The following is a 13,204-nucleotide window of genomic DNA, read 5'->3' as shown; positions in this document are numbered from 1 at the left end:
GTAGCCCAAGAAAAAACCCAACCGTTTCTGGCTGGGTTGATGTTGGAGTCTTTGAGTTGTTATAGCGAGACTTATTTAGTCAGCACCGGTTCACGAGACTCCTCGGAAGCTGGGACTGCAGCCGTTGTCAGAACTGTATCTTCACGATCGCTCAGCTCATCCGTCTCAGTCGCCGCTGAACTCTTCGGTTGTGTCTCGTGCGATCGGTGAATGCGGATACCGATAAACACGTCGTAGATGAAGTTCCAGAAGTCTTTCTTGCTAGCAAGAATGCCTAAGGTTTGCGGCGATTGGCGTTTATCCAGCAGAGGCTTCGTCGCGTGGTAGGCCGGACGGTAGAGATACCAGGGAATCGACGGCCAGAGATGATGAATTAGGTGATAGTTCTGACCCATGATCAGGATATTCATCACCTGACCCGGATAGACCCGCGCATTACGCCAGCGATTGCGCTCTTGGAAGGGTCGATGGGGCAGGTAATCAAAGAACAGACCCAGCGCGATTCCAACTACCAAGGCTGGAGCCAGCCAGTAGTTCATCAGGAAGCCGAGGAAGCCAAATTTAGCGCCGCAGGCGAAAATCGCGATCACGACAGCGCGGCTCAGGAACCATTCGAGCAGCTCAAACTTCTTCCACAGGCGACGCTGGAAGAAATAGATCTCGTGATAGAAGAAGCGCGGAGCAATCAACCACAGCGGCCCAAAGGTCGAAACGATGTGGTCGGGATCGTTCTTGGGATCATTGACGTGGGCATGGTGTTGCAGGTGCACCCGCGTGAACACCGGGAAGGTAAAGCCCAGCAACAGTGCACTGCCATGTCCCAAAATCGCATTCAGGATGCGATTTGCATGGGCCACATTATGAGAGGCATCGTGGATGACGGTGCCTACCAGATGTAAGGCCGTGACACTCAGAACGAAAGATAGCCAGTGGGGCCAACTCCAGCACCAGAACCCCAAGACCGAGAGTGTCGCGCAGGTGTAGCCTGCCAAGAAAAGTGCGACGGTGGGGTTGAAGCCTCCTGGGGCACCAAGAAACTTCTTTGGTACTGTCAGGGGCGTTTGAGCCTCTGACATGCCTGCCAGACTCCGTTGAATGGTTCTCGCGTAGTATACGACACCGCTTTTGAAAGGTGAAAATTTATGAAGCCTTTCTCAGGATTGACCAGGACTGTGATCCCGCCTATCGGTGTCAATAACGCCTTAGCCAGAGAATAACCAGCTTGGTGCAGAAGTCAATCTCTTTAGTGCCGATCGCAGGGCAATTCGCTTAGTTTTAGGCAATTTTTGAGGATGCGGACGAAAGGACTTGAACCTTCACACCTTGCGGTACCAGAACCTAAATCTGGCGCGTCTGCCAATTCCGCCACGTCCGCGAACCGGAGGCTATCCTAGCACGAGGCTTGGACGATTGCTGTGACCGGCGAATGTCCATCTGTCCCTGACAATAGGTTGCAGACTCGCAGGAGAGGACGACAATGCTGGCGCTGCTACTGGCGATCGCGGTGGCGATCGCGGCTCTGGGACTGTTTTTGGCTGCGGTGTTGTTGCCGCCCTTGACCCGTCGCAGTGACTTGATCTGGAGTGGCGTTGCGGGTTTGTATGCCCTCATTCTCTGGAATGCCCACAGCCAATTCCGAGGGGCGCTGCTGCTGAGTCAAATTGCCGCGATCGCGCTCTTGGGTTGGTTGGGACAGCAAGCCATTCAGAGCCGTTGGTTGGCGCTCAGTCCCGAAGATCAAGCGGCTTGGCAGCAAGGTTTGCTCTGGCAGCAGGGTTGGCAGAGGCTCCAGCAATTGAACTGGAAAACACTATTCAGCACTCCCACGACTGGCGAAGCAGCAAAAAAAACAGGTGGCGTGAACTTAGTTGGCGGGTTACAGAAGCTACAGGGCCGTCTGCAAGGTCGGAAAACCCACGGGAAGAAGTTTGTCCGGCCTGAAGAGTCAACTGCTGCTGTCACTGTCCCTGCGCCGGAAGAAGCCGTTGCAGAGGCTGCTGAGCCTGTTCTAAACCCCTCTGTCGAGGCTGTTGAACAGACGGAAGCGAACGCGGAGGTTGCAACAGAAGCTGCTGCAGTCGTTACAGAAGCCGTTGAGACTGTAGCTGAGCAGGTTGAACCTGCGATCGAGACAGCTACTGAGCCTGTTACTGAACCAGTCGCAGAAGTTGCCGCTGAGCTAACTGAAGCAGTTGAGGAAACCGTTACCGCAGCGGACGAAGTCATCGAGACGGTCACAGAATCTGTTGCTGAAGCAGTAGCACCCGTCGTAGACACTGCGATCGCAGAAACCTCTGAGGCTGCAGAAGCTGTGACAGAGACCGTTGAGGTTGCAGCTACTGAATCGATCGCTCAAGCTCCTGAAGTCGCTGAAGAAATCGTTGAAGCACAGGCTGCTGAGACAGAAGTCGAAGCGGCAGTAGAAGAGTCGGTAGAGTCTAGTGAACCTGAGCCAGCAGTCACGGCTGAAGTTGTTACGACTGAACCCGAAGCGATCGCAACGCCAGACATTTCAGAGCAACCTGAGAGCGATCGCGAGGAAGTAGCCGAAGCGGTTTCGGAGGTAGAAGCTCCAGTAGAAACAGCGATCGAAACTGAGACGGAAGTCCTAACAGAGTCAGGAGCAGTCCCTGAAGAGAGCGATGCCAGCGAGCCAGAAGCGATCGCGGAAGTCGTTGTGGAGGAACCTCCGGCGTCAGGAACTGAGGCGATCGAACCTGAAGTTGTAGAGGCTGATGTGGAAGCCGTCGCGATCGTGGTCGAGCCTGAGACTGAAGAGCAGCCCGTGGAATTACAGCCGGTGGTGATTAATAGCTTGGATGAATTGCGTAATCCTGACCCTGATTTAGCAGAGCGTTTGGGCTTGTCTTAGCGGGGTTAGTTGAAGCTCATCAAGTCTGTCAAGGATAATGGGACGACTTGCCCGTCGACCCCGGATTTCCAGCGTGGCTGAAGCTTCTGCCTACAAAGACACTCTTAATCTGCTCCAAACACCGTTCAACATGCGGGCCAACGCGCCGGTGCGGGAGCCAGAAATTCAGCAGTTCTGGGCTGATCAGCAAATTTACGAAACCCTATCGCGGCAAAATCCGGGCGCACCGTTTGTGCTGCACGATGGCCCCCCTTATGCCAATGGGGCCTTGCACATGGGGCACGCCCTCAACAAAACCCTCAAGGACATCATCAACAAGTACCAACTGCTGCAAGGGCGGAAGGTGCGCTACGTGCCGGGTTGGGACTGTCACGGTCTGCCGATCGAGCTCAAAGTCTTGCAGGAGCTGTCCTCAGAGGAACGCCGGAATCTCACGCCCTTGACGCTGCGGCAAAAAGCAAAAGCCTACGCCTTGGCGCAAGTCGATCAACAGAGTCAGAGTTTCCAGCGCTATGGCGTTTGGGCGGATTGGGATGCGCCCTACCTGACCCTGACGCCCGAATACGAAGCGGCGCAGATTGATGTCTTTGGCCAGATGGTGCTGAAGGGCTACATCTACCGTGGCCTTAAGCCGGTGCACTGGAGCCCTAGTTCGCGCACGGCGCTAGCAGAAGCGGAGCTGGAATATCCGGACGGCCACACCTCGCGCAGCATCTATGTGGCGATGCCGATCGTGCAGTTGTCGGACGCGGCGCAGCCATTACTCGGCAGTTACTCCAATCTGGCGCTAGCGATCTGGACAACGACGCCTTGGACCATTCCGGCCAACCTCGCCGTGGCGGTCAATGGGGAGCTGACCTATGCCGTAGTGCAAGCCGGCGATCGCCATTTAATTGTGGCGGCAGAACTGGCGGAGAGTCTGAGTAAGACCTTCGGCACTGAACTGACGGTGTTGGCGACCTTCCCCGGTGCAGTGCTGGAGCACAGTCGCTATCGCCACCCGCTCTACGATCGCGAAAGCCCCGTGGTGATTGGTGGCGACTACATCACAACGGAATCCGGTACAGGCTTAGTGCATACGGCCCCAGGACATGGTCAGGACGACTTTATCGTCGGTCAGCGCTACGGACTGGAGGTATTCTGTCCCGTTGATGACAAGGGTGACTTCACAGCGGCCGTTGGTGATCGCCTGGTGGGCAAAAACGTCCTCAAGGACGCCAATGGCGCGGTCGTGGAATGGTTGACGGAAGTCGGCGCACTGCTGAAGGAAGAAAGCTACGCCCACCGCTACCCCTACGATTGGCGCACCAAAAAACCAACGATTTTCCGCGCTACTGAGCAGTGGTTTGCTTCGGTTGAAGGCTTCCGCGAGCAGGCTTTGCAGGCGATCGCAGAGGTCGACTGGATTCCGGCACAGGGCGAAAACCGGATCACATCGATGGTCAGTGAGCGCAGTGATTGGTGCATTTCCCGCCAGCGGACTTGGGGCGTGCCGATTCCTGTCTTCTACGACGAGGAGACGGGTGAAGCATTGCTGAATGCCGAGACGATTGTCCATGTCCGCGCGATTGTGGCAGAACGCGGTTCTGATGCGTGGTGGGAGCTGGATGTCGCTGACCTATTGCCCGAGCCCTATCGCAGCAATGGCCGGCGCTATCGCAGAGGCACCGACACAATGGATGTCTGGTTTGACTCTGGTTCCTCGTGGGCAGCAGTCGCCTCACAGCGGGAAGGACTGCACTATCCCGCCGATCTCTATCTGGAAGGCTCGGATCAGCACCGTGGCTGGTTCCAATCCAGTCTGCTGACCAGCGTTGCTTGCAATGGCTATGCGCCCTATCGACGTGTCTTGACCCACGGTTTTGCACTGGATGAAAAGGGTCGCAAGATGAGCAAGTCGCTGGGCAACGTGGTTGACCCCGCGATCGTGATCAACGGCGGCAAGGATCAAAAACAGGAACCGCCTTACGGGGCTGACGTGCTGCGCCTTTGGGTCTCGTCGGTCGACTATTCTTCCGATGTACCGATCGGTAAAAACATCCTCAAACAAATGGCGGATGTCTACCGCAAGATCCGCAACACAGCACGATTCTTGCTAGGGAACCTGCACGACTTTGATCCGGCTAAGGACGCAGTGCCTTGGGAGAAATTGCCGGAGCTCGATCGCTACCTGCTGCACCGACTGCGGGAAGTCATTCTCGAAATTACGGATGCCTTTGAGAGCTTCCAGTTCTTCCGGTTCTTCCAGACAGTCCAGAACTTCTGCGTTGTCGATCTCTCCAATTTCTATCTGGACATCGGCAAAGATCGCCTCTACATCAGTGCGCCGGATAGTCTGCGACGGCGGAGTTGCCAAACCGTACTGGCTATCTGTGTGGAAGCTCTAGCGACGGCGATCGCACCCGTTCTTTCCCACATGGCAGAGGATATCTGGCAGAATCTGCCCTATCCAGCCCGCACTCAGTCTGTCTTCCAAGCCGGTTGGGTTCAGCTCCAAGCGGAGTGGGATCAACCCGAGCTAGCGACTAAATGGCAACAACTGCGTGACCTGCGCGGTGAAGTCAATAAAGTGTTGGAGCAGGCCCGACGCGATCAGGCGATCGGCTCTTCCCTAGAAGCAAAACTGCAACTTTGGGTGGCTGATCCAGAGTGGCGAACTGTCTTAGCCGATCGCAATCCGACTGACAGTCTCTCAGGAACAGCTGTCGATGATCTGCGTTATCTCTTCTTGGTGTCGCAAGTAGAATTGCGCGATCAACCGAACGGTTTGGCAGATGCGAAATATCACGCTCAAACAGAGAATTGGGCGATCGCCGTGGTTGATGCCGAAGGGCAAAAATGCGATCGCTGCTGGAACTATTCGACAACCGTTGGCCATAGCTCCGAGCATCCCGATCTCTGCGATCGCTGTGTTTCTGCTCTGCAAGGCACGTTTTAGCGATCGCGATTCTGACCGTTGATCAGCAGCTCAAAAGTTCTGGGAGAGTCGAGTCATCATGAGACGGCTATTGGTTTTGGTGCTGCTGATCGTCAGCTTTTGGTTCCCACATACAGCCGCATGGGCAGCAACTGCTGAAGCGATTTTTGCGGGTGGTTGCTTCTGGTGCGTCGAAGCGGATTTCGACAAAGTTTCTGGCGTCACTGAAACGATTTCAGGCTACAGCGGCGGCACTGTCAAAAATCCGACTTACAAGCAAGTCTCGGCTGGCAAAACAGGTCATTACGAATCCGTCAAAGTTGTCTATGACCCTGATCAAGTCAGCTACGAACAACTCGTTAGCTACTTCCTGCACCATATCGATCCGCTCGATGCTGGCGGTCAATTCTGCGATCGCGGCAGTCAGTATCAATCTGTGATCTTCACAACACCAGAACAAGAGCCGATCGCTCAAGCCGCGATCGCAGCAGCTTCTCAGGAATTAGATCAACCGATTCAAACGCAAATCAAGTCTGTAAAAGACTTCTGGGAAGCTGAGAACTATCACCAGAATTACTATCAAAAGCAAGCTTTGCTTTATAAGTACTATCGAGTCCGCTGTGGTCGGGATGCCCAAATCGCCAAGGTTTGGGGAGATCAGCAACCCGCGAAACAATCTTAAAAACAGCAGTGCAGGCTCGATAGTTGCTTCTGGAAGTGCAAAGTTAGACGATCGCTCGGAAACAAACTGAGAGATTATTACTGGGCATTTCGATCACGCGATCGAGTCGAAACTGTTCAGCTTCAGCGACTTGAATCACGTCCTCTAGATTGCGTACACCCCAAGACAGATTGCGCGCTTTCAAGGAAGCATCAAAGGCTTCATTGCTGGGTGCCGTATGCTCCCCGTTGCGTTTGTACGCGCCGTAGAGATAAATCAAGCCATCTGGCGATAACAACTGACGGGCACCAGAAAACAGTCCCAGCGTGGCTTCCCACGGCGAAATATGGATCAAATTGATGGCTGCGATCGCCACGATCGGCTGAGGCAACACTGGTAATGATTCCGTCCAGTCAGGCTGGGTAACATCAATCGCGATCGCTTTGCCCAAGTTAGGAGCGTTGACATGCGATCGCCAAGCGTTGATGCTGCGACGACTCTCTTGGGTGGGATCGCTGGGTTGCCAAAAATAGTCCGGGAGCTGCGGCGCAAAATAGGCGGCGTGCTCACCCGTACCGCTAGCGATTTCTAAGACCGTGCCGGGCAATCGCAACTCATCCTTCAAAACCGCAAGAATGACATCCCGATTTCGTTCAGTTGCAGGTGCGTAGAGGCGATCGTCCACGCCTAGACCCGCGCTTCCAAGGCCTTGAGGAACTCGGTATTGACACCAGATTCACGGGTCAGCGCAACTTTGCCAGTCCGCGAAATTTCCCGAATGCCGAAGCGTTGCAGCACCTGCACGATCGCGACCATCTTGCCCGGATCGCCCACAACCTCAATGATCAGCGAGTCTTCAGCGACATCAACAACGCGCGCGCGGAAGATTTGCACTAGCTCCAGAATTTCCGAGCGATTGCTGCTGTTGGCGTTGACTTTAATCAGCATCAGCTCACGCTCAACACAGGGAACTTCCGAAATGTCCTGCACTTTGAGCACATTGATCAGCTTGTAGAGCTGCTTGGTAATTTGCTCAATTTCGTGGTCGTCGCCTTGCACCACCATCGTGATCCGTGAAATGCCGACCTGTTCGGCAGGACCAACAGCCAGACTTTCGATGTTGAAGCTGCGACGGGCGAACAGTCCGGCAATCCGAGTCAGGACGCCCGCTTCGTCTTCAACCAACACAGACAGGGTGCGTTTCATGGGGGCAGGCAGCAAGCTAAGCCTTGATCTTAACGTCGGCAGGGTCGAGCTGCGATAACCAATTGTTGAGGCTTTGATTGACGAAGCCCGGTCGATCATCGTGGGGACAGTGACCCGTCGCCGGCATCGGCAGCCATTCCAGTCGCGGATTCAGTTGCTGGCAGCGTTTCGCCAAGCTGAAGGGAACGAGGCGATCGCTTTCACCCCAGATCAGCAAAATCGGCTGACTCAACTGCGGTAAAACGCGATCAGCTCGCCAGTCTCGGGGAACTTCGGCATTGAATCGCGTCATCGCCCGGAGTGCAGGCCCTGCATCGAGCGATCGCGCGGGTCTGGCAATCAGATCCAACAAGTCCGCATCAATGCGATCGTGATCGCTGTAAGCCAAAGCGAGCCAAGGTTTGAGTCGTTTCGGCGATCGCAACCAGAGCAGCAAAGGTTCGATCAGCCACGGTGCCGTCAGTGCCCAGAGCAGTCTTTGCCGAAGGCCTTGGAACCGATCGTGATTAGCGGGCGATCGCAGCAGGCTGGTGTCCGGTAGGTTCAGCAGGATTAAGCCATGAACGCACTCTGGAAAACGATGTGCCGTTACCATCGCCACCACAGAGCCAAGGGAATTACCGACTAGAACGGCGGCAGTATCCACAAACTGTTGGCAAAAGTCCCGCACCAGCTCCGACCAGAAAACAGGGCCGTAGTGCAGATAGCCTTTCTCAGAATCGCCAAAGCCAACTAAATCGATCGCATAGACATCTCGATCCTCTGCAAGGGCTGGTATGTTGTCGCGCCAATGCCGCCAACCGGCTCCAAATCCATGCAGAAAAATTACAGGTATCGCATTCGTGGGTTGAGGCGATCGCCGGAAGGCATAGCGAACCCGCAAGCCTCGCCAAATCCAGTCCTGACTGGTCGCAACAGTCAGCGATCGCAGACTCATAATCCGACTTCCATCGATTCAGAGGATTCAGAAGCAGTCGGAGGTGGGGGCAAAGTCACATCTTCATAGAGCTCACTCAGCTGCACCTCCAGACCAATACTTTGCAAAGGCAAGACCTCAGCATTAGGCAAATAGAACTGCAGCGTCCAGATGCCTTCAGGGCTATGCCGAAAACAATCGACCCGCTGGCGGCTGGTGCTGATCAGGACGTACTCTTCCAGCGATTCGAGCGTTTGATAATCGGCAAATTTATCGCCGCGATCGAAGGCTTCAGTACTGGGTGACAGCACCTCAACGATCAGCTTCGGAAAGCGTTTGTAGGTCGCTGTCTCTTGATCTCGTGGATCGCAGGTCACCAATAAATCGGGATAGTAAAAGCAATTCGATCGCTCGAGTCGTGCCTTCATGTCCGACATATAAACGCGACACCCGCTGCCACGAACATGATTGCGGAGAAAAACAAATAGATTCCCTGCGATCGTGCTGTGAGCATCGGTGGCACTCGCCATTGCGTAGACTTCGCCAGCCCGATATTCGTGCTTGACATCGCTTGCTGCTTCGAACTGGAGATAGTCAGCAACTGACAGGGAATGCGCTTGCGGAATAGCCACCATGCCTGGGGTCTCCTGCTTGGCCTGATCTTGGCATAGCCAGTGAGCGATCGCGGGCTGCGCTCTTTGCTGCAATTCAGACTGGACGTTTGTAAATCCTTCCTAAGGCAGCCGCCACAAATCAAAACGGCTGTCAATTATGTGGGCAATCCGTTGCGATCGCCTTCCTATGCTGCCCCTTCCGTTGGATCTTCGCGTTGATCCGGATGACCCTCGGGTTCTGGAGGGTTTAGAAGCGCTGCTCCAGCTCCAGTTAATTGAACCTGATCAGGTCTTACAGGTGGCGCGACGCTACCTCAGCAGTCCCCTCCCGGCACCTGCAGTCGTCGCTCCAGCCGCGATTGCTCCAGCTCGAGCACGTCAGCCAGTTGCCCCTGTTCGCCAACCCAAGCCACCCTCGCGCTGGCAACGGATCTGGGTCAGCTTTGCTGATGAGCTAAGCGTGCGCTGGATCCTTTTCCTTGGTGTTTTTCTGGTTGTGCTCTCGTCTGGGGTTCTAGTCGCAACCCAGTGGACTTACTTTCCCGCGATCGCCCAATATCTGGTGCTGTGGAGCTACACTCTTTTGTTTTGGGGTTGCAGTCGCTGGGCGGTGCGGCAGGCCAATCTCACCCTGACGGCAACCAGTCTCGAAGCCGTTGCGTTGCTCCTCTTGCCTTTCAACTTCTGGGCGATCGATGGCTTGGTCATTCGGAGTGAAGGCCCAGGGCTTGCCCTACTTTCCATCGCACTAGCCATTCTCGCCGCTGGGATTCTGCTGGCGATCGCCCAGCGCACCTATCGTCAGAGCCACTACGCACCCCAACTGTTCTGGTGTCTGATCGGCCTGTTGCTCTGTCAGTTGGGCTGGCAAACGATCTGGCCTGCACAGGTGGCGGTTTATGGTGCTGTGCTGCTCTGCCTAGGCTTACTACCAAACCGGGCCGGCAATAGTAGTGAGGGATTATCGCGGTCGGGGCAAGTCTGGAGTCTATTTGCCCTTGGCGTGATTCTGTTGAGGGCGATCGCGGCGGAATCGGTACCGATCGCCAGCTTGGGCATTGCGATCGCTCTGCTGGGCTGGTTGCTCTGGAGCGAACCTAGGCGAGCAGGACTGGGCAAAGACAGTTTGGAGTGGCTGGGGGCAGGACTGATTCTGCTGGCTTGGTGGGTCACCATCGGCTGGGATGCCTGGCAGGCTTTGGGTGTAACAGCGATCGCAGGACTCTGTCTGGTTCAACGCCTGCAAGCAACCCGTCGCAGTTGGACGCTCATTGCGCTGTTTGGCATTGGCCTGCTGGGCTGTCTGCTGCTCGAACCTGTCATCCCTGAGACTTGGCGACAGGGGTTTGTGGTAACTGTCGCGCAAGATCCCGAAGTTTCCCTCACGGTCTACAGCCTGACGCTGCTGCCCTACGTATTGATCTGGCTGGGAATCTCGCTGGGCTTAGGGTGGCGTTGGCAACAGCCCCGTCTTTCCCGAATTGCTGAACAACTGGCCTTGGGGCTGGGCGTGGTGCTGGCGTTGCTCAGCCTGTTTGACCCTTGGCTGCGATCGCTGGTTTGGACGACGGATGCCCTGCTACTGGCCGGATTCACCTACGGTAGTCGCCCGCAATGGCGACCGCGCCTGCTGACCCTGACCTATTGGACGGGACTGATTGCGATCGTCTTTTGGGCTAGCACACTCGCTAATTGGTCAACCCTCTTGCCTTGGGGCGTGTTTACTGGAGCGATTGCCCTGAGCCAGTTGGGGCTGATGGTTTGGCGGCCCCGCTCTGCGCACCATCAGCACTGGTGGCGGCAATTTCAAGCTGGGGCGCTGCTGCTGTCTGTCAGTAGTGCCCTGCTGTTGGGCCTCAACTTTGAGACGCCGTTGGCGATCGCCCTGCTTTGGTTCCTCTTGCCGCTGGGCTGGACGGGCCTAGCAGGACACTTCGCAAAACCGCGATCGCGACGACGACGGCTGGCGTTGACTAGCAGTCTCTTGCTGGGCTTGGGCTGTCTGCTGGCGGCGGTCATCACGCTGGAGGCAACCAACCCTTTACGGGTGCTCCAGCTGGCATTCTTGCTGGCCAGCCTGATTCAGATCGCTAATGTCAGATTTCTCCCTGTGCTGCCGCAGGCGGTCTATCACGGGGGCTTACTGCTTTGCCTAGAAGGGGTAATCTTGCTGCGCTGGCCGATCGCCCAGCACTGGTGGACGGTTGGGGCGCTCACCGTTGGCGTTCTCTGGCTCCTGCGGACTCAATTTCAGCGTCTCCGTAATCTTTTAGGGCGCATTTACAGTCGCGCTGCCGCTGGCTGGGGACTAGCAATCGCGATCACCCTGCTGGTCAGCTACTTCCCGCTTTACGTGCTGGGGCGATTTAGTCTGGTGGCGACTGCAACCTCTGCAGCGGCGAGTACGGCTTTTTGGATCTTGAGTGCAGTCACGATCGCTCGCTACTGGCGACGACCGACTTCCGTAGCTGTGGTTCTCTGGGCGGTCACGACGCAATGGGCGATCGCTGCTACGGTGCAGTCCTTGGTCAGCTCTGGCTCTGAGGTCGCTTGGTCCCTCGCGATCGCCAACCTGCTGCTGGCTGGGGTGGGTATTGGACTGATGCCTGTCCTGCCGTCTCGCTTTAGTCGACTGGAATGGGTGCGTTGGTTGCCTCTGTTGGGAGTCGGCTTGGGGCTAGTTTGGCGACTTGGGCTCTTCAACGCCTATAGCGGCACCACGGAATTGCTGGCGGCAGCGGTGGTCTTCACCCAGCATCGCCAAGTGATCCAACGGCAAGCCAATCACTGGGGCTTGGGGCTGCTGCGGCTACTGGGCTTTTTGTTGATTTCCTGCGGACTCTACGAGCTTCTGCTCTACGCCCTGCTGCAAAGCCAAGGTGGGAATCCGATCGATGGTCTGCTCCTGCTGTCACTCTTGGGCATTGCGACCGCGGCGGTCTATCGCAGCCTTGTTGTGTGGCGATCGCGATCGGCCGCCAGCTTCTACGCTATCCCGCTCACAAACTGGCGGCTTGCAGCCCATTTGCATTGGGGACTGGCGGGCTTCATCCAAGTGTTGACGCTGCCTGTCTTGCTCTTTTCACAACCGACAGGGTCAGTGCTGAGTCTGGCCGTTTGTCTTCTGTTGGCCAGTTATGCCTGGTTGCAAGCCCGGTGCTCTCCCGAGCGATCGCCCAGCCGCTGGAGTCAGCTCTGGGTCTACGTCGGTTGCCTAGAAGCGATCGGTAGTGCCGTACAACTCCGTTTGCTTTGGCCTGAGCTAGCGGTGCTGGATCCCATCCGTGTTCTTTTGATTGCGCTGCTGAGCCTAGCGATGCTGCAATTCCCTTGGGCGCGCTTTGGCTGGCAGGCGGCTCCTTGGCAGCGAGTTGCTGTTTGCCTGCCGATTGTGGCTTTGCTGACCGACGCTCTCAACAGTACCTATCTGGGCTTGATTGCTGTTGGCCTGTTTTACGTTCGGGTGGCACTTTTCTACGATGCGATCCGCTGGACTTACATCAGCTTGCTGGTCGTCAATTGGATTTTCGGGAAGCTCTCAACGGACTTGGTGATCAGTGAACCCCTGATTCCAGCGATGCACCTGGGTCTGTCCATCCTCTATATCGCGCAAGTGGATCCCGCTCTTGTGGAACCTCAGGCGCGATCGCTCCGCCATTTCATCCGCATCCTTGGTAGCAGTCTGATCTGTCTGACAGCTCTGCTGTTCTACCGCGAGACCGGTTTCACGCCGATTTTGGTCAGTATCCTGACGGTGCTGTTGGGGTTGGGCCTTCAAATTCGTGCCCTGCTCTACGTCGGCACCAGCACGTTTGTGTTGACTGGGGCTTATCACCTGATTCTTTGGATGACGAGTGATGCCTTTGCTAAATGGGTGGCGGGGTTAGTGATTGGCATTGTCCTGATTAGTCTGGCCGCCAACTTCGAGCAACATCGCTTGCAAATCACCAAAACCACACAATCCCTGAAAGAGCGGCTCACCTCTTGGGAATAGCAGGCCGCGATCGCCCCATGCTTT

General features: G+C 56.0%; 9 protein-coding genes and 1 tRNA gene. 4 read left to right on the top strand and 6 right to left on the bottom strand.

The window, feature by feature from the left end; all coding sequences use genetic code 11:
- Positions 1-71: 71 nt before the first annotated feature.
- Together crtR and DOP62_RS08550 are read right to left on the bottom strand one after the other, a co-directional pair.
- Positions 72-1,076, bottom strand: coding sequence for a beta-carotene hydroxylase (gene crtR, locus DOP62_RS08555; RefSeq protein ID WP_208675599.1), 1,005 nt, complete (start codon positions 1,074-1,076; stop codon positions 72-74).
- A 217-nt stretch (positions 1,077-1,293) separates the two neighbouring features.
- Positions 1,294-1,375: transfer RNA gene (locus DOP62_RS08550), tRNA-Leu, on the bottom strand.
- Between the two features lie 102 nt (positions 1,376-1,477).
- Between DOP62_RS08550 and DOP62_RS08545 the strand changes: the two genes are divergently transcribed.
- The 3 genes from DOP62_RS08545 (at position 1,478) to msrA (ending at position 6,471) form a co-directional block, all read left to right on the top strand.
- Positions 1,478-2,872, top strand: a complete 1,395-nt coding sequence (locus DOP62_RS08545; protein ID WP_208675601.1) for a Ycf66 family protein — start codon at positions 1,478-1,480, stop codon at positions 2,870-2,872.
- 73 nt (positions 2,873-2,945) lie between these two features.
- Complete coding sequence (gene ileS / locus DOP62_RS08540) at positions 2,946-5,810, top strand: isoleucine--tRNA ligase (protein WP_208675603.1); 2,865 nt, start codon at positions 2,946-2,948, stop codon at positions 5,808-5,810.
- A gap of 58 nt (positions 5,811-5,868) precedes the next feature.
- A complete protein-coding gene (msrA, locus tag DOP62_RS08535) occupies positions 5,869-6,471 on the top strand; it encodes a peptide-methionine (S)-S-oxide reductase MsrA (protein WP_208675605.1) in 603 nt (200 codons plus the stop codon).
- Between the two features lie 43 nt (positions 6,472-6,514).
- Here the strand turns inward: msrA and DOP62_RS08530 are convergent, their stop codons facing one another.
- The 4 genes from DOP62_RS08530 to DOP62_RS08515 are packed head-to-tail and all read right to left on the bottom strand — an operon-like array spanning position 6,515 to position 9,207.
- Positions 6,515-7,135: a DUF938 domain-containing protein gene (locus tag DOP62_RS08530; protein WP_208675607.1), complete on the bottom strand. Its 621-nt coding sequence runs from the start codon at positions 7,133-7,135 to the stop codon at positions 6,515-6,517.
- A 2-nt stretch (positions 7,136-7,137) separates the two neighbouring features.
- Entirely contained in the window at positions 7,138-7,656 is a 519-nt protein-coding gene (gene ilvN / locus DOP62_RS08525) for an acetolactate synthase small subunit (protein ID WP_208675609.1), read from the bottom strand.
- A 16-nt stretch (positions 7,657-7,672) separates the two neighbouring features.
- Positions 7,673-8,593, bottom strand: coding sequence for an alpha/beta fold hydrolase (locus tag DOP62_RS08520; RefSeq protein ID WP_208675611.1), 921 nt, complete (start codon positions 8,591-8,593; stop codon positions 7,673-7,675).
- Positions 8,590-9,207, bottom strand: a complete 618-nt coding sequence (locus tag DOP62_RS08515) for a Uma2 family endonuclease (protein WP_208675612.1) — start codon at positions 9,205-9,207, stop codon at positions 8,590-8,592. The genes DOP62_RS08520 and DOP62_RS08515 overlap by 4 nt, the downstream gene beginning before the upstream one ends.
- A 166-nt stretch (positions 9,208-9,373) precedes the next feature.
- Between DOP62_RS08515 and DOP62_RS08510 the strand changes: the two genes are divergently transcribed.
- On the top strand, positions 9,374-13,180 hold the full coding sequence (locus DOP62_RS08510; RefSeq protein WP_208675613.1) for a hypothetical protein: 3,807 nt from the start codon (positions 9,374-9,376) through the stop codon (positions 13,178-13,180).
- Positions 13,181-13,204 lie beyond the last annotated feature (24 nt).

Origin of the sequence: Synechococcus elongatus PCC 11801 (genome assembly GCF_003846445.2) — a bacterium.
GTDB lineage: Bacteria > Cyanobacteriota > Cyanobacteriia > Synechococcales > Synechococcaceae > Synechococcus > Synechococcus elongatus_A.
This window is presented reverse-complemented; position numbering and strand designations above follow the sequence as displayed.